The 24117-nt window shown below is 71.7% G+C and carries 25 protein-coding genes and 1 pseudogene; 11 read left to right on the forward strand and 15 right to left on the reverse strand.

Annotated elements, in window-relative coordinates:
• Positions 1–177: 177 nt before the first annotated feature.
• From O7618_RS05560 to O7618_RS05580, 5 genes are all read right to left on the reverse strand, one after another.
• Positions 178–1644 (reverse strand): MATE family efflux transporter, encoded by a 1467-nt coding sequence (locus tag O7618_RS05560; protein WP_278104879.1) that lies wholly within the window; start codon positions 1642–1644, stop codon positions 178–180.
• Positions 1641–2495, reverse strand: coding sequence for a siderophore-interacting protein (locus O7618_RS05565; RefSeq protein WP_278104880.1), 855 nt, complete (start codon positions 2493–2495; stop codon positions 1641–1643). The genes O7618_RS05560 and O7618_RS05565 overlap by 4 nt, the downstream gene beginning before the upstream one ends.
• 184 nt (positions 2496–2679) lie before the next feature.
• Positions 2680–3537, reverse strand: a complete 858-nt coding sequence (locus tag O7618_RS05570) for a DUF2470 domain-containing protein (protein ID WP_278104881.1) — start codon at positions 3535–3537, stop codon at positions 2680–2682.
• 105 nt (positions 3538–3642) lie between these two features.
• On the reverse strand, positions 3643–3939 hold the full coding sequence (locus O7618_RS05575; RefSeq protein ID WP_026268709.1) for a DUF1540 domain-containing protein: 297 nt from the start codon (positions 3937–3939) through the stop codon (positions 3643–3645).
• A 425-nt stretch (positions 3940–4364) separates the two neighbouring features.
• A complete protein-coding gene (locus tag O7618_RS05580) occupies positions 4365–4643 on the reverse strand; it encodes an isochorismatase family protein (protein WP_278104882.1) in 279 nt (92 codons plus the stop codon).
• A 47-nt stretch (positions 4644–4690) separates the two neighbouring features.
• On the opposite strand from O7618_RS05580, the gene O7618_RS05585 reads away from it, so the two are divergent.
• From O7618_RS05585 to O7618_RS05595, 3 genes and pseudogenes are all read left to right on the forward strand, one after another.
• The gene (locus O7618_RS05585; RefSeq protein WP_278104883.1) at positions 4691–5146 is read left to right on the forward strand and encodes a helix-turn-helix domain-containing protein; all 456 of its coding nucleotides are present in this window, start codon (positions 4691–4693) and stop codon (positions 5144–5146) included.
• Between the two features lie 205 nt (positions 5147–5351).
• Positions 5352–5480: pseudogene (locus O7618_RS05590) on the forward strand (sodium:proton antiporter); the annotation flags it as partial.
• A 309-nt stretch (positions 5481–5789) separates the two neighbouring features.
• Positions 5790–7079, forward strand: a complete 1290-nt coding sequence (locus O7618_RS05595; protein ID WP_278104884.1) for an ArsB/NhaD family transporter — start codon at positions 5790–5792, stop codon at positions 7077–7079.
• Positions 7080–7082: 3 nt separating this feature from the next.
• Here the strand turns inward: O7618_RS05595 and O7618_RS05600 are convergent, their stop codons facing one another.
• The 3 genes from O7618_RS05600 to O7618_RS05610 form a co-directional block, all read right to left on the reverse strand.
• On the reverse strand, positions 7083–7529 hold the full coding sequence (locus O7618_RS05600) for a CBS domain-containing protein (RefSeq protein ID WP_278104885.1): 447 nt from the start codon (positions 7527–7529) through the stop codon (positions 7083–7085).
• A gap of 72 nt (positions 7530–7601) precedes the next feature.
• Complete coding sequence (gene nhaA / locus O7618_RS05605; RefSeq protein ID WP_278104886.1) at positions 7602–8885, reverse strand: Na+/H+ antiporter NhaA; 1284 nt, start codon at positions 8883–8885, stop codon at positions 7602–7604.
• A 108-nt stretch (positions 8886–8993) separates the two neighbouring features.
• The gene (locus O7618_RS05610; protein ID WP_278104887.1) at positions 8994–9365 is read right to left on the reverse strand and encodes a hypothetical protein; all 372 of its coding nucleotides are present in this window, start codon (positions 9363–9365) and stop codon (positions 8994–8996) included.
• Positions 9366–9502: 137 nt separating this feature from the next.
• Between O7618_RS05610 and O7618_RS05615 the strand changes: the two genes are divergently transcribed.
• Positions 9503–10333, forward strand: a complete 831-nt coding sequence (locus tag O7618_RS05615) for a hypothetical protein (protein ID WP_278104888.1) — start codon at positions 9503–9505, stop codon at positions 10331–10333.
• Between the two features lie 49 nt (positions 10334–10382).
• On the opposite strand, the gene O7618_RS05620 is transcribed toward O7618_RS05615, so the two are convergent.
• Both O7618_RS05620 and O7618_RS05625 read right to left on the reverse strand, forming a co-directional pair.
• On the reverse strand, positions 10383–11471 hold the full coding sequence (locus O7618_RS05620; protein ID WP_278104889.1) for a CapA family protein: 1089 nt from the start codon (positions 11469–11471) through the stop codon (positions 10383–10385).
• Between the two features lie 53 nt (positions 11472–11524).
• Positions 11525–11812: a DUF2277 domain-containing protein gene (locus O7618_RS05625; protein ID WP_278104890.1), complete on the reverse strand. Its 288-nt coding sequence runs from the start codon at positions 11810–11812 to the stop codon at positions 11525–11527.
• A 368-nt stretch (positions 11813–12180) separates the two neighbouring features.
• On the opposite strand from O7618_RS05625, the gene O7618_RS05630 reads away from it, so the two are divergent.
• From O7618_RS05630 to O7618_RS05655, 6 genes are all read left to right on the forward strand, one after another.
• Entirely contained in the window at positions 12181–12384 is a 204-nt protein-coding gene (locus O7618_RS05630; RefSeq protein ID WP_278104891.1) for a hypothetical protein, read from the forward strand.
• A gap of 383 nt (positions 12385–12767) precedes the next feature.
• Positions 12768–13484 (forward strand): hypothetical protein, encoded by a 717-nt coding sequence (locus O7618_RS05635; RefSeq protein ID WP_278104892.1) that lies wholly within the window; start codon positions 12768–12770, stop codon positions 13482–13484.
• A gap of 108 nt (positions 13485–13592) precedes the next feature.
• The gene (locus O7618_RS05640) at positions 13593–13715 is read left to right on the forward strand and encodes a hypothetical protein (RefSeq protein WP_278104893.1); all 123 of its coding nucleotides are present in this window, start codon (positions 13593–13595) and stop codon (positions 13713–13715) included.
• Between the two features lie 380 nt (positions 13716–14095).
• A complete protein-coding gene (locus tag O7618_RS05645) occupies positions 14096–14869 on the forward strand; it encodes a hypothetical protein (protein ID WP_278104894.1) in 774 nt (257 codons plus the stop codon).
• A 163-nt stretch (positions 14870–15032) separates the two neighbouring features.
• A complete protein-coding gene (locus O7618_RS05650; protein WP_278104895.1) occupies positions 15033–15275 on the forward strand; it encodes a hypothetical protein in 243 nt (80 codons plus the stop codon).
• 195 nt (positions 15276–15470) lie between these two features.
• Positions 15471–18734 (forward strand): putative Ig domain-containing protein, encoded by a 3264-nt coding sequence (locus tag O7618_RS05655; RefSeq protein ID WP_278104896.1) that lies wholly within the window; start codon positions 15471–15473, stop codon positions 18732–18734.
• On the opposite strand, the gene O7618_RS05660 is transcribed toward O7618_RS05655, so the two are convergent.
• The 3 genes from O7618_RS05660 to O7618_RS05670 all read right to left on the reverse strand — a co-directional run bounded on the left by O7618_RS05660 (position 18727) and on the right by O7618_RS05670 (position 20837).
• Positions 18727–19065 carry a hypothetical protein gene (locus O7618_RS05660; RefSeq protein WP_278104897.1) on the reverse strand — a complete coding sequence of 113 codons (339 nt, stop codon included), beginning with the start codon at positions 19063–19065 and terminating at the stop codon, positions 18727–18729. The two genes, O7618_RS05655 and O7618_RS05660, sit on opposite strands and share 8 nt — an antisense overlap.
• 211 nt (positions 19066–19276) lie before the next feature.
• A complete protein-coding gene (locus O7618_RS05665) occupies positions 19277–20275 on the reverse strand; it encodes a hypothetical protein (protein ID WP_278104898.1) in 999 nt (332 codons plus the stop codon).
• 16 nt (positions 20276–20291) lie between these two features.
• Positions 20292–20837, reverse strand: coding sequence for a hypothetical protein (locus tag O7618_RS05670; protein WP_278104899.1), 546 nt, complete (start codon positions 20835–20837; stop codon positions 20292–20294).
• A 307-nt stretch (positions 20838–21144) separates the two neighbouring features.
• On the opposite strand from O7618_RS05670, the gene O7618_RS05675 reads away from it, so the two are divergent.
• Entirely contained in the window at positions 21145–21558 is a 414-nt protein-coding gene (locus tag O7618_RS05675) for a hypothetical protein (RefSeq protein WP_278104900.1), read from the forward strand.
• 81 nt (positions 21559–21639) lie between these two features.
• Here the strand turns inward: O7618_RS05675 and O7618_RS05680 are convergent, their stop codons facing one another.
• On the reverse strand, positions 21640–22983 hold the full coding sequence (locus tag O7618_RS05680; RefSeq protein ID WP_278104901.1) for an FAD-dependent oxidoreductase: 1344 nt from the start codon (positions 22981–22983) through the stop codon (positions 21640–21642).
• A gap of 158 nt (positions 22984–23141) precedes the next feature.
• Positions 23142–23771: an NAD(P)H-binding protein gene (locus O7618_RS05685; RefSeq protein ID WP_216928008.1), complete on the reverse strand. Its 630-nt coding sequence runs from the start codon at positions 23769–23771 to the stop codon at positions 23142–23144.
• Between the last annotated feature and the right edge of the window lie 346 nt (positions 23772–24117).

The following is a 24117-nucleotide window of genomic DNA, read 5'->3' on the forward strand; positions in this document are numbered from 1 at the left end:
GCCTCCAGTGCCGTGCGGACCGCGGCAGCCACCCGCGCGGCTGCCGCAACCACCGGGCGCGCGAGGCTCAGTGCGGCCGTCCGGTAACCGGTGCTGCCGCCGCTCGGCAGAGGTCGCCCTCCGGCGCGACCCGGTGGGGAACGCCTCCGGCGGACGCGCGAGGCGATTCCGGGTTGGCTACCGCGACGTCTGCCGGGCGGGTCCGGCGCCGGTGGCGTCGCCCGGCGTGTCGTCGACGAGGCGGTGGCGGGTCCAGGCGTGTCGACGCCACCGGTGCGTGAACAGGGCGGCCTTGGTGGCTTCGGCGGCGAGCAGGGCGATCCAGACTCCGGCGACGCCGAGGTCGAGGGTGGGCAGCGGGAGGTTGCCGGGCGGGGGTACGAGGAGCACGGACAGCGGGACCATGATGAGCGCGGTGGTGCCGATGGAGATGGCGACCGGGATGTTGACGTCGCCGGCGGAGCGCAGGGAGCCGAACAGGATGGTGGCGACGGCCTGGCAGGGTTGGGTGAGGATGCCGATGAGCATCAGCAGCCGTACGGTGGTCACGACGTCGGCGTTGGCGTTGAACAGGGCGAGCAGGGGGTCGGTGGCGGCCCAGAGCGCGATGGCGGCGGCGGTGCTCCAGAGGGCGGCCCAGCCGGCGTTGCGCAGGGCGCGTCGGCGGGCGGTGGTGTGGTCGTCGGCGCCCTTGTCGTAGCCGATGAGGATTTCATTGCCCTGGGCGAGGGCGAGCACGACGATGGTGACGAAGCCGGAGAGGGTCAGCGCGTAGGAGCGGCCGAGCACGGCGGACACGCCGAGCAGGGCGACGGTGGCGACGACGCCGAGTTGTGCCAGGTCGTAGGCGATGTTCTCGCCGACGGAGGGGGCCGACAGGCGCAGCAGGGTGCGGACCGGGCGGCGCCACGCGCGGGCGGATAGGCGTAGCACGCTGAACCCGAGTCGGCGGCGGATGACCCAGGTGACCAGCAGGACGCCGAGGACCCGGACGATGACGGTGCTCAGCGCCGCGCCGAGGACGTCCAGCCTCGGCAGCCCGAACGCGCCGAACAGCAGTCCGTACTCGAGGAACAGGTAGGCGATGTTGGCGAGCACGCCGAGGACGAGAATCTCCACGGTGTGCCCGTAGGCGCGCAGGACGGCGGTAGCGGCCACCAGGTAGCTGTTGAAGATCATGGCCGCGCCGACGGTCCAGACGTAGACCACCGTGTCGCGGCGGATCTCGGCGGGGGTGTTGACCGCGTCGACCAGCAGCGGGGCGAGGATCACCAGGGCGAGGGCGATGAGCGCGCCGACGGCGGTGTTGCCGACGACGGCGACGGCGGAGCTGCGTCGGGCGCTGTCCAGATCGCCCTTGCCGAGGTATTGGGCGACCAGGACGAGCGCGCCGATGCTGAGCAGGGTGGACAGGTCGTAGCCGACGCCGAGGATCTGGTTGGCGATGCTGACCGCGGCGTTGAGCTGTTCGGAGTGGGCGCTGAGCAGGATCGTGTCGACGAAGCTGGTGGCCAGGGCGAGGAAGCTGACCAGCAGCAGCGGCCAGCTCAGCCGCAGCAGGCCCTTGCGCCGGTAGGGGGTGGCGGCGGCCGGGTCGTCGCCGGTGGTGGCGGATGGCCGGGTCGCGTCGTCGATGTCGGTCACCGGTGCCGTCCGATCAGGTGGCCGAGGCGGTGCAGCACCTGGCCGGCGAGGGAGGTGGAGTGGTGGCGGGCGGTGCCGCGCCGCCAGTAGCCGGAGATCGTGCTCTGGTCCGGGCCGATGCCGTGGCGGCGGGCCCAGGCCCGCACCGGCTTGAGCGTCTCGGCCTCGCCGGCGGCGAACACGAAGGTGTGGGTGTCGGTCGGGAGCGGGACAGCCTCGGCGAGGTCGGCCAGCAGTCGGGTGGTGCCGGCGGGCGCGCCGTGCCGGTGCAGCCAGGTCAACGTCGACCCGTCCGGCACGCTCACGTCCTGTTCGTCGTCGGGGCCGCCGACCTCGATCGCGGCGACGGCGCGGGCGGACGGGGGCAGGTTCTCCAGCCATCGGGTGATCGCGGGAAGGGCGGTCTCGTCGCCGAGCAGGACGTGGTGACCGAACTCGACCGGGATGATCCGCGCCGGACGGGGCCCGACCAGCCAGATCGTGCTACCCAGCGGCGCCTGCCGCGCCCAGTCCGAGCCGAGACCACTGCCGTGCAACACCACGTCGATGTCCAACTCCCCGCGCACCGGGTCGAAGCGGCGCACGGTGTACTCCCGCCCGGGCGGAAACGGCCGCGGCCACCGCAACCGGCCGCCGTCGAGGACCGGCGGGCGGGTCCGGCCGGTCTCCGGATCCGGAAAGACCAGCTTGACGTGCTCATCGGGCAGATGACTCTCAAAACCGGCGAGCTGCGGACCACCCAGGGTGACCCGCATCATCCTCGGGGTGAGCGGACTTCGCTGCAGGACCACCAGTTCCCGCAATCTCAACGGCCGGTCGACGTCCCTCGCACGGGGTGGTTCGTTCGTCATGCCCATTCCTCACGCAATTCGACCGGCAACGCACCCAGCAAGGAAGGGTAGCCTAAGTTTCTCGGTAATCGGCGGCTGGGCGGCCCGGTGCCGAAGCCGGGATCCCGACCGATGCCCGACCGAAGACGATCGCGGCTGCGCCCCGCCCGGCGCCACCCGCACGATCACCCGGGGACCACCACGATCATCCGGAGAGCAGTTCGCAAACGCAGGTGGAGGTCGTAGATCGCGACGGTTGATCGGGGGACCGGGCGGCTCGGAACGCCTCCGCCAGCAGCGCGCGCAGTCCTTCGGCGAGGCCGGCGCCCTCGACGACGCGGCGGGGGAACGCCAGCCGCACGTCGGTGTGCCACTGCGGCGCTTCGGCGCGAAGGATGACGCCGTCGGCGTCGAGGGCGACCGGTAGGACTCGCGCCGACCTGGCCCGCAACGCCGGGTCGAGCAGCATCGCGAGCTGGTCGACGAGGTCACGGTGCCGTCCGGTGAGGTGATGCAGGTGTGCGGCTTCCTCGCCGGCGATGGGGTCGGCCCGCGCGGCGCGGTAGGCGTCGGTGTCCACGGTCCACTCGTCGTGGTCGCGCGTGAGGCGGACGCGGTTCGGTTCGACGGTCCACAGCGCTACCGGAGGCAGGGCGAGCAGTGACATGACGGTGTCGGCGTCGCACAGGTCCAGGCTCGCCGGATCGAATGGTCGTGCCGTACCCAGGATCCGCAGTCTGGCCCGTACCCGCGACCGCGTCGCCACGGGGATGAGGTGTGTCACGTCGACCTGCACCACTTCTGCTCGACCGCGGGCGGCGACCAAGAGGCCCCCGGTCCTGCTCATCGCGTCCACGGCGAGGACCACCGTGCCGTCGGGCAGGACGGCGTGCGACGCGGTCAGGTCGACAGCGGCATCATCGACTGCGAGGCGCAGCGAAGTGGCGGCGGACAGAGCGGAGCGCGCCACGACGGCGGCGTCGTGCCCGTCCGCCGCCGACGCGTCGGTGTCGTGGGGCGGGTGTGCCAGGTCCGTCGGCCGCCCGGCGGGGTGGAGCGCCATGTCAGTCCCCTCGGCCATGAAGGTGCGGGTTTAGTTCGGCCCAGGGATCTGACAGTAGTAGGTAAGGCTTACCTTGCCAAGTCGTCGACTGTCCGGCCGGCCTGGTCAGGCGGGCTGGTAGGTGAGGCAGTCGCTGGCGGTGGCGCTGGGGCCGACGGTGATGGACTCGGCGGTGCAGGCGAGATTGGTGTTGTAGACGCACTCGGATCGCGCGCAGGCGCCGACGGATCCGGTGACCTCGGCGATGCCGCCCTGCACCGACGACTCGACGAAGGTCGCACAGGAGGCGGCCGAGCCCGCCGCCGCGACGGTGATCGCCGGGGCGTGGCAGCCGTTGTCGTTGAAACTGCATGCGGTCGCGGCACACTGGCGGACGGGCGGTGACTGCAACAGGGTCTTCATGACGCCTCCATGCTCTCGCGGCGGGCAGTCCCGCCGTGTCGATCGGTCGCTTCTTTGTTGTTGCCCGGGCGGGAGGAGATAAACCCCCGCACCCACGGCGTCATACAACGCATTGCCAATGACGCGACGATAGCAATGGGCGGTAAAAGGATCGGCGCGACGCGCACGGGTAACTCTTTCGAGAAGTTTGGATAAGTAAGCCTTACCTTTGTAAGTCTTACCTATCTTTGCAATACGCGACCGGGTGGCAACGTGAATCGCGAGATTGCGGGATTCGAGTGCTCGCAGCGTGGTTCCGCATTGCGGCCGATGGCACGGTGGGGGTGTCACGCGACTCCCGGCGCGGCCGGCCCCACTGCCTTGTCGCCGATTGCGCGTTGGGCTGGGGTGATGCACCGAAGGCGGGGCTACCGGCCGCTACCGGCTCAGCCGAGCGAGGCACGGGCCTGCTCAAGGCTGAGCACCATCCCGCACCGCCGCGCCACGTAGCGCAGCGCGGCGAGGTGGTCGGCGCGCGTGAAGTCGGCCACCGCGTCGCCGACCACGAATGCCTGGATGCCCCGCATGAAGGCGTCGCACGCCGTCGCCGCGACCCCGATGTGCGCGTAGATGCCGGTGATCAGCAGTTGGTCACGGTCGCCGAGCAGGTCGCCGAACGTGCTGTCGACGAAGGCGCTGTAGCGGCGTTTCTCCACCACTGCCACGCCCGCAGACACGAGCGCGCCGCCGCCCCCCGGATAGGGTGTCCGGCATGGGGTACCGGCCGTCGCTGAGCCGTGAGGCGATCGCCGCGGCCGGCCTGCGTCTGGTCGAGACCCGGGGTGCGGAGGCGCTGTCGATGCGCCGGCTCGCGGGGGAGCTCGGCTGTTCACCGATGGCGCTGTACCGTCACGTGTCGGACAAGCGGGAACTGTTGGTGCTCGTGTTGGAGCAGGTGGCGGCCGGCATCGAGCTTCCCGAGCCGGTCGGTTCCCCGCGGCAGCGGCTGGTGGAGCTGTTCGGCGGTCTCTACGACTACCTGCGGGTGCACGCCTGCCTCGATATGCAGGCGTTCACCACCTTCTCGAAGGTCGTCACCGCTACAACGCCGCTTACCAGGAGCAGACGCCGACGATCTTTGCGTGGGTCGCTCACCTCGGCTGCTGCGGCGGACCCGGCGCTGACCCTGTGGCAGCGGAATCCGGCGGGTAGGCGTGGCTCCATCTGAGCTGCCCTGCAAGAGACAGCGAGGGCCGGCACGATCATTGCCGAGCCGGGACGCCGGGCCATGTGGGTTCAGAGCCAGTGAGCACCGAGGATTCGCGCGAGAAGGACGTCGTGCTCCTGGTGGCTCGCGGCCGCTGCGGCAGCGAGCGCGTGGGACTGTTCACCTTCGCGCGGCCCGGGCCGGGGTGCAGCCGGCGGGTGACGTCGAGTCCGGCATCACCGCCGCCGACGACGTGCTCCACCTGGTAGCGCTGACCATCGTCCTCTCCATCTTGGCGCATTCCTCGACCGACGTCCTGGTCGCCAGGGCTTTCGACGGTGCCGGCGAGACACCCGGTTGACATGGCGTGCTGCGCCGGATCCGCTGGGCCCGACGCGCGACGTGAGTTCGGCACGGCGAGCCGGTCCCGTGCCCGGTAAGGGCCGCGTTACGTCCGCTGGCGGCGACGGTGTCGTTCCCGACAGCGATCTCACTGACGCTCCGACATCGGGCAGCGCCGCGCGTCGACCACCGCGAGGGCCCGAAGCCGAGGACCCCGTGCGGAACGGTGGTTGACCGGCATGCCTGATAGGTTGATCTCAGGTGTGCCGGGAAGCCTGGTCGGCGTCGCGGTGACGGCTGACCAGAACCGGAGAGGCGCCTCATGAGCACCCTGGCCTGGATGGCGGTGGTCGTGTTCGCCGCCGCCTACGTCCTCATCGCCACCGAAAAGATCGACCGGGTGACGGTGGCGGTGGGCGGTGCGTCGATCATGCTGGCGATCGGGGCGACCGATGCCGAGCACGCGTTCTTCTCCGAAGAGGCGGGGATCGACTGGAACGTCATCTTCCTGCTGCTGGGCATGATGCTGATCGTCGGCGTGCTGAAACGGACCGGTCTGTTCGAGTACCTGGCGATCTGGAGCGCCAAGAAGGCGCGGGGCCGGCCATTCCCGATCATGGTGATCCTGGTGGTCGTGACCGCCGTGGTGTCGGCGGCGCTGGACAACGTCACCACGGTGCTGCTGGTGGCGCCGGTGACGCTGCTGGTCTGCGAGCGGCTCGACGTGCCGCCGATCCCCTTTCTGATCGCCGAGGTGATGGCGTCCAACATCGGTGGCGCGGCCACCCTGGTGGGCGATCCCCCGAACATCATCATCGCCAGCCGGTCGGGGTTGAGCTTCACCGATTTCCTGAACGTCATGGCCCCGCTGGTGCTGATCGTGCTCGTCGTGTTCGTCGGCCTGTGCCGGATCATGTTCCGCCGGGCGTTCCGGTATGACGCCGAGCGTGCCGCGCGGGTGATGGCGCTGCGCGAGGCGGACGCGATTCGCGACCGCCGCCTCGTGGTGATCAGCCTGGTGGTCCTCGGCGCGGTGCTGCTCGCGTTCAGCCTGCACACCGTGCTGCACCTGGAGCCGTCGGTGGTGGCGCTGCTCGGTGGGCTGCTGCTGCTGGTGTTGTCCCGGCTGGACGCGGGCGAGGTGGCCAAGGACGTCGAGTGGCCGACGCTGGTGTTCTTCGCCGGCCTGTTCGTCATGGTCGGCGCCCTGGTGGCCACCGGGGTGATCGACAGCATCGCCCGGTCGGCGACCGAGGCCGTCGAGGGCAAGCTCTGGCCGGCGACCCTGTTGCTGTTGTGGGCGTCGGCGGGGTTGTCGGCGATCGTGGACAACATTCCGTACGTGGCGACGATGAGCCCGATCGTGAGCGAGTTGGTGAACGCCGAGGGCGGGCTCGACAAGGCTCAGGTGCTGTGGTGGGCGCTCGCCATCGGCGCTGACTTCGGCGGCAACGCCACTGCCGTGGGCGCCTCGGCGAACGTGGTGGTGCTCGGCATCGCGGACCGGGCCGGGCACAAGATCACGTTCTGGGGGTTCACCAAGTACGGCCTGATCGTGACCGTGATATCGGTGGCGATCGCGGTGCCGTACCTGTGGCTGCGGTTCTTCTGACGCTCAGGTGCCGAGGATCCGGTCGAGCAGCCCGTCGAGGGTGATGGCCCCGGTCATCACCCGGTCGCGGTCCACGACCGCGACCAGCGGCACGTTCGTCCGGGCCATCACCGAGGCGACCTCGAGCAGGGTGGCGTCGGCGCTGACCGCCGGCAGACCCGGACGGTTGCGGGGGAGCAGGTCCGCGACGGTGCGGTTACCGATCCCCGCCAGGACCACATCGGCGGCGGCCTCGTCGATCACCCGCGCCAGCGCCGGATCGTCCTGACAGTAGGACGGCAGCGCCATCCGCAGCACCTGCGTGCCGGCCAGCACCGTCGACGGGCGGCCTGCGGTGTCCACCACGATCAGGCCGGGCAGATCCTGCGCGGCCAGGATTCGGGCGGCCTCTCGGGCCGGCATGTCCTCGGTGACGGTGTCCATGGAGATCGCCACATCGCTAGCGCGCATGCCCCGACGATACGCTCGGGGCAACGCGCTGATCGCACCGATGTCGCATGGGCGGCTCCACTCGCGGTGGACCTATCTCTGGTAGACGTCGGGAACGTCGTCATGGTCATGGTCGACCCGCTCGGCCTCGTAGATCTGCCGGTACGCGCGATTCCGTACCCGCAAGATCATCATGGCGAGGGTGGCGGCGATCAGGGAGCCTGCCAGCACGGCGATCTTGACCCGGTCGTCGGCGTCGCTACCGATACCGAAGGCGAGTTCGCCGATCAGCAGCGAGACGGTGAAACCGATGCCGGCCAGCACGGCCAGCCCGGTCACGTCGATCCAGGCCAGCCCTGCGTCCAACCGAGCCCGGGTGAACCGGGCGACGAGCCAGGTCGCCAAGAGGATGCCGATCGGTTTGCCGACGACCAAGCCGAGCACGATGCCCACCGCGATCGGGTCGGTGAGCGCCTGCGCGAGGCCGTCGAGCCCGCCGACGGCCACGCCGGCGGACATCAGCGCGAACACCGGCACCGCGACGCCGGCCGAGATCGGCCGGAATCGGTGCTCGAAGTGCTCGGCCAGACCCACCCCTGGCCCGGTGCCCCTGGAACGCAGCACCGGGACGGCGAAGGCGAGCAGCCCCCCGGCGACGGTGGCGTGCACGCCGGAGGCGTGCACGAGCGCCCAGGTCGCGAACGCCAGTGGCAGGAGCAGCCACCACAAGCGCACTCGCCGCTGCACCAGCAGCGCGAACACGCCCAGCGGCAGTGCCGCGGCCAGCAACGGCAGCACCGACAGGTGGGCGGTGTAGAAGACCGCGATGATGACGATCGCCAGCAGGTCGTCCACCACTGCCAGGGTCAGCAGGAAGGTGCGCAGCGCGGTCGGCAGGTGCCGGCCGATCACCGCCAGTACGGCGAGGGCGAACGCGATGTCGGTGGCGGTCGGTACCGCCCAGCCTTTCAGCGCGCCACCGGAGTTCACTACCGCGTACAGCAGTGCCGGCACGAGTACGCCGCCGATCGCGGCGGCGACCGGTACCGCGGCTCGGCGCGGATCATGCAGGTCGCCGGCGACGAACTCGCGCTTGAGTTCGAGACCGGCGACGAAGAAGAAGATCGCCAACAGCCCGTCGGCCGCCCAGGTGGCCAGCGAGAGGTCAAGGTGCAACGCGTGAGGCCCGACGGTAAGCGCCGTCATCGCCTCGTAGCGGTGCGCCCACGGGGAATTGGCCCAGATCAGCGCCACAGCGGCGGCGATCAGCAGCAGTGCCCCGCCGATCGTCTCCTTGCGCAGCACCTCGGCGATGCGACTCGCCTCGGCCCAGGAACCGCGGCCGAGGACACGAGGGGGTGACTGCGGGCCGGACATCACAGGCGCACCTTTCGCAAAGACTGGTCGGGGTCATCTGCCGACCAGACTTCCCGGCGCACCGGAACCCATCGTACCGGCAGCCACGCCTGAAACGTTCGCTGCGACCTACGGCCGGCGGTGCCCCTCGTCCCTGCGCCTCAGCGCGCGCAGGCACCGGTTGCCTGCACCCAGCATCACGGCCATCACGAAGATCGGTGTGAAGCCCCACGGAGACGGAGCCGGTGGCGCGCTGTCGGCGAGGACACCGACGAACACGCCGACGGCCACGACTGCGACGGCAAGTGACGCACGCCAGTCGCTCAGCGCCGTCGCCAACAGGCCGCAGGCGACCGCCATCACCAACACGCGTCCCACCGGGTCTTCGGGAGGAAAGACCACCGCCGCGGCGAACGAAGCCACCACGACACCGAGCGCGCCGGCCGCCAGATCTCGGATCAGGACGACCCGGTGAATCTCCGCTTCGTCAGCAACGTTCACGGCCTCGGTCTCTCCTCGTGCCCAGCCGGTGCTGCGACGGCCGGGAAGTTGGCTCCAACGATACGGTCTTCCCGCCCAAGAAGTCCGCAGAGGTACCCGTGCCGTCACGGCTGCGGTGATCCGGCGCGTCCGTCGGCGTGATCGTCGACGCCGCCCCGGCCGCGCCGCGGCCCCGCCGCCGACGCGCCCTTCCCTGGCTGCCGGCGGCCGCCATCTACACCGTGTGCGGCCTGCTGGCGTTGCTCTTCGTGGCTCCGGTCGCCTGGCTCGTGCTGGCCTCGTTCAAGAGCGGCGCCGAGTTCGCGCAGAGCCCGCCGACCTATCTGCCGGACACCTGGAGTCTGGAGAACTACCGCCGGTTGATCGACGCGGGCCTGTTCCGCAACGTGGCGAACAGCGCGCTGGCCGCTGCCGGCACGGTGGTGACGGCGACCGTCCTGTCCGTGCTTGCCGGCTATGGCTTCGCCCGCCTCCGGCTCCGCTCTTGCGGCGTGCTGTTCCTGGTCGTCCTCTCCACCCTGATGATCCCGTTCCAGTCGATCGTGCCCTCGCTGCTCTATCTCATCCTGGACAACCGGGCGCGACGGCGACGACGGGTATGCCGCCGAGGTGACGATCTGGAGTTCGAGCTGAGGGCTCGAGCCGATCACCGCGTCGCGGGGCCCGTGCTGCACCGTGCAGGCAGGCGGAGTGATCGCCCGCGGCGGCGGGCCTGGCTTGCGGTACGCGTTCACGGATCTGTTGGCCTCGCGTGGCAACATCGGCGCGGTCGAACAGACCTCATCCGTACGGGTGACCGGACCAGCGGGGCACGCGGCGTGGAGCGGCTGCACAGCGTTAGCGGTCGCGCCGGCGTTTCGGGCTTACCTGCGCGAGCCGGAGATGCTGCCCGCGCTGGTGGCGGGCCCGACGGGCGGCCCGACGACCTGCGAATGACCCTGGCGGAACGGCTTCCCCGGCAGCGGTAGCCGACCTGTGACGCCACCTCGCCGGCGGGCAGTGTGCCGACGGCCGCCGTTATCCAGGGCGCCGGGCCGACAGACCGGTGCACCCCCGCGCGGCGGCGAGCTTGTCGAGGATGCGCCGCTTGCCCGCGCCGGTGGCCGGAACCGGCTGGCCGCTGCCGGAGACCGTCGCCGGGACGAAGCGGCTCTCCACCACCGTCCGCTCGCGGACGACCAGTTTCAGCACGCCGGAGTCGGTGCTGTGCGAGGTGCTGTACCAGAGGAAGTTGCCCAGGCCGTAGTGCACGTAGGTCTGGCCCAGCCAGCCGTTGGCGAGCAGCGTGTGCGCGTGCGCGCCGACGACGATGTCCGCGCCGGCCCCGGACAACCGTTGCGCGAACGTCTTCATCTCACCAGTCGCGCACGAGTTGCCCTCCACGCCCCAGTGCATGAAGACGACGACCAGGTCGGCCTGCTTCCGCGCCGCACGCACCGCGGCGGTGGCCCGGGCGGGATCGAACGCCATGGCCACCCCCGACTGGGTGTCCGTCGCCCGCCACGATTCGGCCAGGTCGTGCACCTGCGACATGCCGAGCACCGCGATCCGCAGCCCGCGTACCGTCGTCAACCAGGGCGCGTAGGCCGCGTCGGCGTCGTGGCCGGCGCCGAACACCGGGTACCGGGCTTCCGCCGCCGAGTCGAGGGTGTCCGAGAGGCCCTGCCGGCCGTAGTCGAGGATGTGGTTGTTGGCGATCGACACCGCGTCGACCCCGGCGGCGCGCAGCGCCGCGAAGGCGGTCCTCGGGGCCCGGAACTGGTAGGTCTTCGGCTGGGGGGTGCCCCGCTCGGTCACCGACGTCTCCAGGTTGAGCAGCGTGACGTCGGCGTCGCGCAACGTCGCGGCGATCGGTCCGAAGGTCGTAGCCGGATCGTCGAGCAGGCCGAGAGTGCGGCCGGTGAAGTGCACGTCACCGGCGAAGGCCAGCCGGACCTCGCGCGGGACGTGCGGCGCGGTCGCGGTGCCGGACGCCACCGCGGTCGGACCCGTCGAGCCCTCGCGCCACTGCGGCGCCGGGCCGGTCGAACCGCAGCCGACCAGGCCGACGCCGACTGCGACCGCCGTCAGCGCCGCCAGCGGTGAACGCGCCGTCCTGCGGATCACGCGCTGAGGGTACGCGCTGCGTGTGACACCATGCGATGCGGGGTCCGCGGCCGTCAGTTCGAGGCGGTCGTCCGGGGCCCGTACCTCTCTGCCGCGCGCGCCTTGGCCTTGGCGGCCTCCACCTCGCGGTCACGCGGAGGCGCCTTGGTCACGAGGCCGTCCAGCAGGGTCCGGGTCGCCGCCGTGACGACCCGGACCGCCTCGTCGAACGCCGCCTCGTTGGCTGCCGACGGTCTCGTGGTGCCGCTGACCTTGCGCACGTACTGCAGTGCGGCGGCCTCGATCTCGTCCTCGGTCGCGGGCGGCTCGAAATTGTTGAGCACGCGGATGTTTCTGCACATCCCCCTACCATGCCAGGCCGGACCGACATCGCGGACCGGCGACCGTCGCGGCCCCATCATCGGCCCCACCGATTGGCCACCTCGCCCCGCGTCGTGAAGGCGACATCGGGCAGCAGCCGTCGCAAGCCACCCAGGACCTCCTCGTCGGCGGTTCACGTCCGCGCGTGGCGGACGAGGTCCTGCCGGTCGACCGAAAGCACGAGATCCTCCAGCAGTTGCTCGCTGTCCGCGCGGTCGGTGCGCACAACCGCCGGGCAACCCGACGGACCGGCCGGTACACCGCGGGCGGTCTCGCGGATTCCGCCGCCCGGACCGACCGAGATTTCGTACCGTGAGAGCGGTCTGTCACCGGTCGGGAGAGGTAGCTGATGACCGTACCGGAGGAAGAGCAGGAGAAGAGCGTCACGACCGACCCGGTGCTGTTCTCGTCCGACGGGGATCCGCACCACACCGTGGCGCAGGCCGGGCAGCCGGACGAGCATCTCACCTCGCGTTACGTCCCCGGCGACGGCGAGTCCGAGCCCGTGGGCACCGACGGGCAGCACCCGGACCCGCCCCGGAAGGACGCCTGATCAACGGTCGGCCCCGGCCGTGGCTGCGGCGACTGGGCCGGAACACCTACGACCGGCTCCGTGGTTACCTGGTCGTCGCCCTCCAAGCGGGGCTGGCCGCAGGGCTGTCGTGGTACGTCGCGCACGACGTGTTGGGGGCCAAGCAGGCGCTGTTCACGCCGGCCGCGCCGTCGGCACCGTGGCGGCCTCCCTGGGCAACCGCGTCCGGCGCACCGCCGAGCTGATCGGCGGGGTGATCGTCGGGGTGCTGGTGGGGCAGGTCATCATCGACCTGATCGGGGTCGGGCCTGTGCAGACCGGCTTCGTGGTGGCCCTCGCCATCTCCACGGCGGTCGCCTTCCGCGGCGGCGGAGCCATCATCGTGCAGGCCGCCGAGCACGGCGGTGCTGCTCGGCACCGTCTCGCCGCTGCACCAGCACCTGGCCGTGCCGCGAACCCTCGACGCGTTGGTCGGTGGCCTGACCGCCGTGGTGGTGGCGTTGCTGCTCCTGCCGCTGAATCCGGTCCGCGTGGTGCGCCGGGCCGCGGGCACGACCCTGGACGCCTTCACCACCCAGTTGACCGCCGCCGCCACGGCCCTCTCCGAGGGGGACGACGTGCGGCTGGCCGAGGCGCTGGGGCGCCTGAGCGCCGTCGAGCAGTCGAAGCAGGAGGGCTTCGGCATCCTCGGGGCCGCTCGAGAGGTCGCCAGGCTGTCACCCTGGCGCCGCCGTCGCCGCTCGGTTGTCCAGCGCTACCAGCACGCGGCCGAGCATCTCGACCGGACGTACGCCGACAGTCGGGAGACGGTGCGGTGGGTGCTGCGCGTCCTGCGCACCGGCGAGCCGGTGCCGGACGGCCTCGCGGCCTCGATCGAGCATCTCGGGCAGGCGGTGCGGCTGCTGCACCGCGACTTCATCACGGACCGGGACCCCGAAGGTGGCCTCGCCTGCGCCGAGCGGGCGGTCCGCGAGGTCGACCGGGCCGCGGCCGGCGACGTGCGGTTCACCGGCCGGGTGGCGATCTATCAGCAGCGGGTGGCGCTCAGCGCGCTGATGCAGGCGGCGGGGGTGCGGGGGCCGGAGGCTAATCGCCGGGCCGGCCTCCCGAGGCAGGACTGACGGTGCCGGCGTCGGGCGCGGCCACTCAGTGACGGCTGAGGTATCGGAGCGGGCTCATCACGATGCGCGGCTGGGCCGCGGGGTCGAGCCACCTCAGCACGGACACCGGTGGTCGTGCGACAGGTCGACGTGGCCGGCGGTGGGACCGGACAGGTCCGGCTGAACTCGTGCAGGAAGATCCCGCTGTCCGCGTTCGGCACCGGCTTCGTGACGTTCGGCGACATGTCGTAGGTGATCATGGGGATCTGCACTTCGGTCTGGGCGATCCGCAGTTCCTGAAGCAGTTCGTCGACGTGCCGGTCGGCGCGCTTCTGCTCCGACTCGTCCCGCCCGTCCGGCGCCGCGTCCCGTCGGTACTGATCGCTCACGTCGAACTCGCTCAATCACGGCTGTCTGCCGAGGGCATCCTCTCACCACGCATCTGGCGTCCTTACGGGCGACGACGGAACGACGAACCAGGCCCGCAAGGCCGCGGTCAGATCGGGTCGCTGCGGGCTGTGTCGCGGGGGGAGCCGGGCCGGTGTTCCGCCGCCCGCGGCGTCGATGGGTGGGCCGGTCCGCCGCGCGTCAGGTGTGGTTGAGCACTGTGCCGGACTGGGTAGGGGCAACATGTGAGAGCGTTTGTCTTCGGCATGGTGGCCTCGAGCGCGCTGCTGCTGGGCGCGGCGGCCGGGGTGTGGATCCGGCTGCCCAAGAGGTGGCTGGCCGTTCTGCTCGCGTTCGCCTCGGGTGCGTTGATCACGGCGCTGGCCTTCGAGTTGTTCGAGGACGCCTACGAGCAGGGTGGCATCTGGCGCGCCGCGATCGGGCTGGTGGTCGGTGCGGGGGTGTTCACCGTGCTGAGCGCCGGACTGGACCGGGTGGCGCAGGGCGGCCGTCGGCAACCACACGGTAGCGAGAAGCTCGATCCGGACGCTGCCGCTCGGGACCGGGCCGCGTCGACCGCGTCGACCACCGGCGCCGCCGGCTTGGCGCTGCTGGCTGCTGTCACCCTCGACGGCGTGCCCGAGAACGTCGCGCTCGGTGTGTCGCTGGGTGAGGGCACCGGTGGGCTGGCGCTGCTGGCGGCGATCTTCGTGTCGAACTTTCCCGAGGCGTTGGTCGGCAGTGCCTCGATGCGGGCACAAGGCCGGTCCATTGCCTTCGTGCTCGGCACGTGGGGAGTGTGCGCCGCGGTACTCGTCGCGGCCGTGGTCCTGGGCGCCGGCCCGCTGTCCCACACCGCGCCGGAGACCATCTCGCTGCCGCTGGCGTTCGCCGCCGGGGCGGTGCTGGCATCTCTCGCGGACACCCTCATGCCGGAAGCGTACGAGAAAGGCGGCCCCCCGGTCGCGTTGAGCACGACCGCTGGATTCGTGCTCTCCTTCGTCCTCGCCACGCTGTGAGCGACGCCGCCGTTCCCTCGGATCCTGCCCGGCGGTGACCGCTCGACATGATCGCCCTGGGGGGATGTGCCGTGCGGCTGGTCGATATGCAACGCCCCGGTCCGTTCGGCCGGTGTGGACGACCTGCGCCCCGAACCGCGCCACGGCGTGCCATGCTGCCGGTATGCAGGGCGCGAACATCGTCGAGTTTCTCGGTGGTCCACTCGATGGACAGAGACGTATCCAGCAGGAATTTCCGGCGGTGCTCACCGTGCCGGTGCCGCCGGACTGGACCGGCGGCCACGCGACCACCCAGGAACACACCCCGGGGGGCAGCACCGTTTCGTACACGCTGCGCACCCAACCCGGAACCGACCGGCCCGCGATCGGTGACGACGGCCAGTACACCTACGAGTACCACGGATGAAGCGCGCCCACCTCGGCTGACCGGTGTCCGCGGAGGCGTCGGGCTCCGCCAGCGAGTGTGCTGGTCACGCAGCGACCGGGGGTGCCCCTCTCGGGTGGCGTGGGGCACTTTCACATACGTCCTTTATGTAACTTTCGATCGGTTGCGCCCCTAGGCTGTCCGGGAACTGAGCGAACACCGGAGCCAGGAGCAGACATGTCACGCCCACGCCGATCGTCATCGATTCTCGCGGTGCTCACCGCCGCCGTCAGTGTGGTCACGCTCGTCGTCACCGCGACTGCCGCCTCCGCCGCCGGCTCCGTCCTGTTCGACCAACCCTTCCGGAACAACGTCGCGAACGGTCTCGGGCCGGTGGCCGTGCCGGGGGTGCCCGCCGGCTCGGCCACCAACGCCGCCTGCCTCAGCGCCGCGGGGAACACCGGCACCGGTCCGTTGCTGAGCTGTCCCAGCGCCACGGACACCCCGGGCAACGGCAAGCTCCGCCTGACGCCGGCCAGCACCCAGCGGCAGGGCGGCGTGTTCGGCGCGGTCAGCGTGCCCACCTCGCAGGGGCTGCACGTCTCGTTCACGTCGTACCAGTACGGCGGCAGCAGCCCGGGCGCGGACGGCTTGGCCTTCGTCCTCGCGGCCGTCGATCCGGCAAACCCGCTAGCCCCTTCCGTGATCGGTCAGCCTGGTGGTTCGCTCGGCTACTCCGCCGCGTTCACCGGTCGCAGTGTGGGTCTGTCGAACGGCTACCTCGGCGTCGGCCTGGACGTCTACGGCAACTTCAGCAACAGCGTCTACCAGGGCACCGGATGCACGAACCCGGCATACATCTCCACCACGGGCGGACGAGTTCCGGGCCAGGTGATCATCCGCGGGCCGGGCCGCAACGGAGCGGGTTACTGCGCCGTCAACAGCACCGCCAGCAGCACCTCCTCGCCCGCCATCGCCCTGCGCGCGGCGACCCGGTCGGCCGCCGCGGTGCCGGTCGACGTGGTGGTCAACACCACCAGGTCCCCGTTCACCACCGACAACGGCATCACCGTGCCCGCCGGGCAGTACGCCGTCCGGTTCACCCCGGTCGGTGGCACGGCCCGAACCCTCACCGGAGCGTTGCCGGTGGTCGCGTCGAGCCTCTATCCGTCGCCGACCTGGCTCAACGCCGACGGCTATCCGCGCCAACTCGCCTTCGGCTGGGTCGGCTCGACGGGCTCGGTGACCGACTTCCACGAGGTCGACTCGACCCGCGTGGTCAGCTTCAACGCGGTGCCGGATCTCAGGGTCGTGCAGACCAGCTCCGTCGGCGCGGCTCCGCAGCCCGGTGACCCGGTCACCTACACCATCAGCAGCGGCGTCGATCCGGGGGTCGCCGAGACCGCCTCGATCTCGGTGACGCAGACCCTGCCCCCGGGTGTGCTGCCGCGCGGCGCCTTCGGGTCGGGCTGGGTCTGCGAACCGCCGGCCGGACAGACCGTGAGATGCACCAACAGCAACGGCCCGTTCCCGGCGGGCAGCTCGCTACCGGGGATCACTGTGGTCGCCACCGTGACCGAGAGCAGTGTGACGCCCGCGCTGGTGCAGAGCGCGACGGTGGTCACCGCCTCGTCGGTCGACGCCAACCCCGGCTACTCCGGCGGCACCACGGCGGTCACGCCGCTGACCGCACCCACCGGCTTGGCCGTCGCGCCGGCGGTGGGTCCCGTCGGTGGCGGCACCGCCGTCACCGTCAGCGGCACCAACCTCGGCGGTGCGACCGCCATCACCATCGGCACGGCCGCTGAGCAGGCCGCCGGCACCTCGGTGGTGCTGCTGCCCTGCCCCGGCGGCGTGTCCGCCGGCTGCTTCACCACCAACGGGGACGGCACCCTCGGCATCCCCTCGATGCCGCCCCGGCCGGCGGCGGCCCCGGTGACCGTCGCCGTCGTGACCCGGGGAACGGCGGGCGCGGCCAACTACGTGTACGCCTCCGCGCCGGACGCGCCACCGGCGCCAACCGCCAGCGCCGGTGTCGCCGCCGCGACGGTCTCCTGGAGTGCCCCGGTGAGCAACGGCAGCGCGATCACCGGATACGTCGTCACACCGGTGCGCAACGGCGTGCCGCAGCCGGCGCTGACATTCGATGCCTCCACCACCAGCCGGACGCTGACCGGGCTCACCGTCGGCGCCTCCTACTCGTTCCGCGTGGCGGCCACGAACGCGTACGGCACCGGGCCGGTCAGCCCCGCGTCGAACGCGGTGGTGCCCTACACCACGCCGGCCGCGCCGACGATCACCTCGGTCGTCGCCGGCACGAACTCCGCCGTGCTGACCTGGACCGCGCCCGCCGATGGTGGCTCCCCCGTCACCGGCTACCGCATCACCCCGTACGTCGATGCAGTGGCGCGGACCGCCGTCACCGTGCCCGCGACGTCGACCTCGTGGAGCGTCACCGGTCTGACGTCCACCGAGACGTACACCTTCCGGATCGCGGCCGTCAACGCCGCCGGCACCGGACCGGACTCCGCGCCCGCCGGGCCGGTCAGACCGAACCCACCGCCGTCGCTCACCTTCGGGCCGCCGCCGGCCGGTGAGGTCGGCGCCGGCTACCGCGTCGCACTGACCGTGTCCGGTGGGACGGCGCCGCTGGCCTGGTCGGTGAGCGCCGGGACGCTACCGCCCGGGCTCACCCTCGATCCGGCCACCGGTGTGCTCTCCGGCAGCCCGCGCGAGGCGGGCAGCTACCCGTTCACGGTGCGGGTCACCGACGCCAGCGGTTTCTCCGACGACCGGCCGGCGACGATCACCGCCGCGGCGGCCCCCCGCCTCAGCTTCGCGCCGCCGCCGACCGCGAAGGAGTACGACCCCTACTCGTATCCGCTGACCGTCGTCGGTGGCACCGGGCCCTTCGGCTGGTCGGTGAGCGCCGGCGCGCTCCCGCCGGGGCTCACCCTCGACCCGGGCAGCGGCCTGCTCGCCGGCACCCCCACCTCCGCGGGCAGCTTCACCTTCACCGTCGAGGTGACCGACTCCTTCGGACAGCGGGACAGCCGCCCGGTCGACCTGGTGGTCGACCCGCTGGCCGGGCTGACCATCAGCGCGCCCGCCAGCGCGTCACTGGGGACGGTCGCCGCGGGCACGCCGGCGGTCACGGGACGCCTCGGACCGGTCACCGTCTCCGACGACCGCGGGCCCCGGTCCGGCGCCTGGACCGCGATCGTGGCGATCACTCCCTTCCGCGCCGGCTCGGGCTCGACGGCCGAGATCATCGCACCGGCTGCCGTCGCGTACGTCTCGGGGCCGGCGGTGTCGACGACCGGCAACGGCAGCTTCACGCCCCAGCTCGGCGCGCCGCTGGACGTCCCACGGACGGCGGCAGCTTGGACCGGCGCGGCCGGCGCCAACTCGGCCACCTGGAATCCCGCCCTCTCGGTAAGTCTGCCGACTGACCTGGTGGTCGGCTCCTACCGCGCGACGGTGACCCACTCGGTCATCTGAGCCGCGTGGGTCGACGCCGGACACCGATGGCGACGAACGCCACGCCGGCGCCGGTGAGCAGCACGCCGGAGGCCAGGGCGAGCAGCGCCTGCCGGCCGGTGCCGGTGACCGGCAGCGGACCGTTCGACGGTGACGGTCTGGCGGTGGGGCCGCGGGTCGGCGACGCCGGCACCACGTCGAACATGACATCGGTCGAGCCGGAGGTGGGCGCCGCGCCCGGCCGCGCCTCCACCGGGCCGTGAGCCGCGATCGGGGCCCGCGCCAGCGGCGGACCGGCACCAGCTGCGGCGGGCGCCGCCCCGGTCGTCGCGAGGGCCGCGCCCAGGGCCACTCCGGCGAGTACGCTCCGACGACGCGAACCGCCTCCGGCCCGCGCACCGTGACGATGGACGACCACGACAAACCCCCGTTCGACGCGTTCCCGGTTAAGACGAAAGTAACTCTAAGTCATCGATCGTGCACCGTCGCGTGATTTCACGCGTGTGACCCGGTCGCCTACGAAAAGGCGACCGGGTCGAGGACTTCGCGTTCGGGGGGCTAACTCAGCCGGAGGGTGCCACCCTAACTCGCGTGCGGCGGCGGAAGAGATACCAGACCCCCGCGGCGACGAGCAGCGCCAGCGCGGTCGCCGTGCCGACGGAGTAGACCAGCCAGGCCGGCCGACCGGCCGTCATCGCGACCGTACCCGGCACCGGCAGCGTGATCCTGCCCTCGGCGGTCCGCTCGACCGTACCGCTGGCCAGCACCAGCCGGACGTCCCAGAGCCCCGCGGGCAGGGACTGGTCGAGTTCGATGCCGACGTCACCGCTGCCGCCGGGTGGGATGGTCGCCCCGCTGCTGACACGGAACGGCCCGGCCCGCACCGCGTCCTTGCTGAGCGTGAGCGTTCCGGTCATGTCCAACGCCCGCTCACCCGTGTTCACCACGTGCGCGGTGACCACCGGGAAGCGCCCGGCGCCGGGCCGGGCCGTCACGGACTCGATGCGGAAGTCGGTCGGTGGCTCGCCGCCCGGACCGACGTCGAGATACAGGCGTACGCCGACGCGGTGGACCTGGGTGACGTTGCCACCGCGGCCGGACGGGCTGGTCACCTGTGCCCAGATCGCGCCGTACCGTTCGCCCTTCGAGGCGCTCTTCGGCACCACGATGTCGACAGTGACCGCCCTCCGGTCGTCCGGCTCGAGGTCGACCGTCTTCCGTCCGAGGTGCACCCAGCCGCTCAACTCATTGCCCTTACGGCCCTCGGGCACGGTGAAGGCGGTCCCCACGATCGACGCGGCCCCGGCGTACAGCTCGACCCGCAGCGGCCGGGCCGAGGTGTTGCGGACCTCGACCCGTCGACTGATCGTCGCTCCCGGCCGCACGTGGTCGACGACGTAGACCTGGGCCCGTGGATCAGCGACCCGTTCGGTGGGTATGTCCAGCAGTCGCAGCCCGATCCCGCCCGTATCCGCGTCACCGGCCGGTTGCTGCGCTCGCCCAGCGGCGGCCGGTGCCGCCGGCGCTCCGAGCGCGATCAGCGCTACGAAGGCCGACAGCACCAGCCCGCCGGGGCGGTCAGACCACCGAATGTGTCACCGTGCCGGTGTAGGTGCCCTGGACGGTCCCGTCCGGGATGTTGACCAGAAGGCTCGGGTTCCAGGTGGCGAAGTTGTTGCCGGATCCGCCGGTGTGGGTGAACGCCGTCCGCGGCACGTTGATGATCACCCGATCGGCGGCCGTGAGCTGCCCGGGCGTGAACGTGCCGCTGCCGGCCGTCGAGGTGGCGCCGCCGGACCAGTACTCCACGTTGATGTTCGGGATCGTCTCGGCCGACGTGCCGCCACCGGTCTTGAAGTCGGTGGAGATGACCGTGGCGGTCCAGTTGGGGGTCAGCGAACCCCGCTGGTCGAGCACGGTCACGGGACCGAGCTGACCGGAGACGGTCGCGCCCTCGGTGCCCTGCCCGAGGTTCGCCGACGCCGGTGCGGTGATCGTGAGACCGCCGCTCGCGTTCACGGTCAGCGTCACCGTCGTGTCGGCGTCGTCCGCCACCGCCGGCGCGGCGAGCGCCACGGAGGTGGCGACGCCGGCGAGCGTGGCCGCCAGAAGTCCTTTACGCATCGAAGCTCCCTTCACTCGTGCGCGCCGGGAAGCGCGCAAATAAACAGTAAACGGATAAAAGGTCCCAAACCTCCTTATAGGCAGTCTTGATTCGGCTGGTCGGTCGTAGTGATCTCACAGCCACGGGTGGGGGACCCGCTCCGTGCCGGACCGCCCCGCGGCGCTGGTCGTGAACGGCTCCGCCATCCGACAGTGAGTCCCATCGGAGGGTGCGGTTTGGGGGCGTGACTCGCCCGGTTGAGCAGCCCGACCACGCCGGGCGGGGGACACCACGTCATCTCCCAGCACTCGAGAGCCGTGGGAGCGGGTGGTCGGCCACCCCTTCATCAACGAGGGACCCGAGCCGATTCGGGACCCCGACGGGCAGTTGCACATCGTCTACTCCGCCAACGGCGGCTGGAGCGACCGGTACTGCCTGGCCGACCTGCGGCTGCGGGCCGGCGGCGACCCGACGTACGTGTGGGGCTGTTACAGGTCCAACGGCTGTCTGTTCGGCTCGAACCGGTCCACCATGATGCCCGGTTGGGATCCGACCCGCTACGTCGACGGTCCCGGCCACCACACCTTCCTGCTGCTACGCGGTGACGTCGCCTCGAGCCTTCCGGCCGGGCCGCGGTTTCCGCCGATGTTCCACGCGGCGCCGAAGGGAACACCTCACGACTGGGCCAACGTCCCCGCCCCGAACACCGACACCGGCTGGAGCCTCACGTTCTTCGAGTAGCGGTCCGCGCGGTCGCACCCGAGCATCTCGGCCGCCCCGCCCGCGGTGCGCTGGGCGCGGGTGGGACGGGCCGTGCGCCCCTCACCGAAGCGACCGGGACGGGGTGATGATGCCGTACGGGTCGATCGCTCGTCGGACGGAGTCGACGCGCGCGCGGATGTCGGGTGCAAGCGCGTCCGGGGCGGAGGGCTGGCCGTCACGGAAGGCCGCGGCGCTGCGGCCGGTGTCGACCGGCCCGGCGGCGGACAGCACGGCCCGCAGCGCGGACGCCACCCGCATCCGCGTGGGTGCGTCCGGAGCGGCTCCGGTGGCGTGCAGCAGGACCTGCCCGGGGCAGGAGGTCTCGGCTCCCGGCACGGGGGAGTGGGCCACCGCCACGTGGCGTAGTTCCACCTCGCCCAGTGGTGAGTCGTCCCCGGCCGCGGTGAGGATCTCGAGGGCGCGTGTGCCGGCTTCGCCGGTGAGCCACCGTCCCTCGCCGAGGGCGGGCACGGGTGTCGGTGGGTCCAGGTGGATCATGGACAGGCGCCCCGCGTCGCAGGGGCCGAGGGTGTCGATCGCGGGCGTGGGGAGCGTGGACAGGATCGCCCGCAGGCTCCGCATCGCGGCTTCGCCGGCGACGGTGGCGGCGGACAGGTGCACCACCGGCTTGCCCCGCAGCGCCTGCGGCACGCTCGGTGCGTCGGGGGCGTGCAGCAGCCCGATCGCGCTGGTGACGGCCGGATCCAGGGCGGACAGCGCCGTACCCCATGCGGGGATGACCGCCGCCGCGTGCTCGACCCCCCACAGGACGTAGCCGGCGTGCAGGTCGTCGGCCGGGAACAGCCGCATCTCCAACTCGGTCGCGATGCCGACCCCGCCGCCGCCGCGGTAGGCCCACAACACGTCGGTGTGCTGCTCACCGTCGGCGTGCAGGCGCCGGCCGGTGCCGTCGACGACGTCCACGGCGGTGAGCGCGGCGCTGGCCAGGCCGTGCGGTCGGGTGAGCCAACCCACCCCACCGTGGACGGTGTAACCGGCCACGGCCACGTCGGGCGCGGTGCCGCCCGGGGCCAGCAGGCCGTGCCGGTACGCGGCGTCGTTGACGGCGCCGAAGGTCGCGCCCGCCTGGGCCCGCACCACGCGCCGGTCGGGATCCACGTCCACGGCGTTCAGCCGCGAGGTGTCGAGCAGCAGCGCCTCGTCGCCGATGTCCGCGCCCGCGCCGTGTCCGGTGGCCTGCACGACGACCCGAAGACCGGCCACGCCGGCGGCCTGGAGGCAGCCGGCGACGTCGTCCGGCGTCTCCGCGACGACCACGGCGGCGGGGCGCTGGCGCGCGGACGTGTTCCGCGGCCTAGTGGCCCGGTCGTAGGCGTCCGCGCCGGGTTCGAACACGCGCCCGGGTAGACGGGTCTTCAGCGGCTGGGTGTCGGCAGCGGCCACGACAGTGCTCCGATTCCGATCGAGGACGGCGGGTGAAGGCACTGAAGCACCGTGTGCGGTGGCCGTGGCGCCAGATCGCCGCATCACCACTCGTCCGAGGCGCGATCCGGCGTCGACGGCCCTTCGGACCGCGTCGCCGGATCGCGGAGTGCCTCCGGTCAGTAGGCCAGCGTCGGAGTCCGGCCGAGCCATCGTGTGTCGGTGAGCTGCTGGAGGAGAAAGGCGGCGAGGTCCGCACGGCTGAGTCGCCATCCGCCGGGCGGATTGCGGCTGTCCTGTACGCGGTATGTGCCTCGGGCGCGGCCATCGGTGAGGTACGCCGACCGGACGAGAGTCCAGTCGAGCGAGCTGTTACGGACGATATCTTCCATGACCGACATGTCACGGTAGAGTTCGCGGAGAAACACCGGGATGGCGAGCCGATACCACAGCGGCAGGCCGGGGTCGTCGGACCGCACTCCGCCGGAGGAGACCGCGATCAACCGGGACACGCCGGCTGTCCGCAGGGCTTCGGTGACGGCACGGGTGCCACCGGAATAGATGCCTGCGGGGTGGCGGGCGCGGCCGCCGAGAGCGGAGATCGCGGCGTCGTGCGCGGAGGCGATCTCCGCGAGGTCGCGGGCCTGCCGAACGTCTGCGGGCCGCAGTGTCAGACCGGGGTGTGCTGGCAGGTCGCCGAGGTGGCGGGCGACCGCCGTGACCCGGTGGCCGGCGGCGAGCGCGCCCTCGACGACCAGCCGGCCGGTGCCGCCGCTGGCCCCGAAGACCAGCAGCCTGACGCCCGTCACGCGGCCCGGCCGGCAAGGACCCCGTGGCGCCGGGCGCCCCGCATTTCGGTCGGCGGAGTCCGCCGCGGAGAGGTCGGGACGAGCCGAGGCAGGAGGACGCGGCCGGTCAACCAGCGACCGACACGGCCCATCCGGGACCTGGCGCCGTCTGCGGTGGTGGCGATCCGCACGGTCGGGCAGGGAAGAGGCACGTCAACTCCTAGGGACACGAACGCCGACGGTAGCCGACCGTCGGGTGGAGACTAACGGACTTTCGGCCGCGGCTGGACGGAGTCACCCGGGCTCAGCCGCGTGCAGCCGGCCGAACGTGTCGGCGACGCGAACCCGCCGGTGCCCGGTAGTGTCG

Origin of the sequence: Micromonospora sp. WMMD980 (assembly GCF_029626035.1) — a bacterium.
GTDB lineage: Bacteria > Actinomycetota > Actinomycetes > Mycobacteriales > Micromonosporaceae > Micromonospora.

Excerpts from the sequence above, each read along its gene's own strand:
- O7618_RS05565 (WP_278104880.1), bottom strand. The coding sequence starts at position 2,495 with ATGACGAACGAACCACCCCGTGCGAGGGACGTCGACCGGCCGTTGAGA.
- O7618_RS05570 (WP_278104881.1), bottom strand. The coding sequence starts at position 3,537 with ATGGCGCTCCACCCCGCCGGGCGGCCGACGGACCTGGCACACCCGCCC.
- O7618_RS05575 (WP_026268709.1), bottom strand. The coding sequence starts at position 3,939 with ATGAAGACCCTGTTGCAGTCACCGCCCGTCCGCCAGTGTGCCGCGACC.
- O7618_RS05585 (WP_278104883.1), top strand. The coding sequence starts at position 4,691 with ATGGGGTACCGGCCGTCGCTGAGCCGTGAGGCGATCGCCGCGGCCGGC.
- O7618_RS05595 (WP_278104884.1), top strand. The coding sequence starts at position 5,790 with ATGAGCACCCTGGCCTGGATGGCGGTGGTCGTGTTCGCCGCCGCCTAC.
- O7618_RS05600 (WP_278104885.1), bottom strand. The coding sequence starts at position 7,529 with ATGCGCGCTAGCGATGTGGCGATCTCCATGGACACCGTCACCGAGGAC.
- nhaA (WP_278104886.1), bottom strand. The coding sequence starts at position 8,885 with ATGTCCGGCCCGCAGTCACCCCCTCGTGTCCTCGGCCGCGGTTCCTGG.
- O7618_RS05625 (WP_278104890.1), bottom strand. The coding sequence starts at position 11,812 with ATGTGCAGAAACATCCGCGTGCTCAACAATTTCGAGCCGCCCGCGACC.
- O7618_RS05630 (WP_278104891.1), top strand. The coding sequence starts at position 12,181 with ATGACCGTACCGGAGGAAGAGCAGGAGAAGAGCGTCACGACCGACCCG.
- O7618_RS05650 (WP_278104895.1), top strand. The coding sequence starts at position 15,033 with ATGCAGGGCGCGAACATCGTCGAGTTTCTCGGTGGTCCACTCGATGGA.
- O7618_RS05655 (WP_278104896.1), top strand. The coding sequence starts at position 15,471 with ATGTCACGCCCACGCCGATCGTCATCGATTCTCGCGGTGCTCACCGCC.
- O7618_RS05670 (WP_278104899.1), bottom strand. The coding sequence starts at position 20,837 with ATGCGTAAAGGACTTCTGGCGGCCACGCTCGCCGGCGTCGCCACCTCC.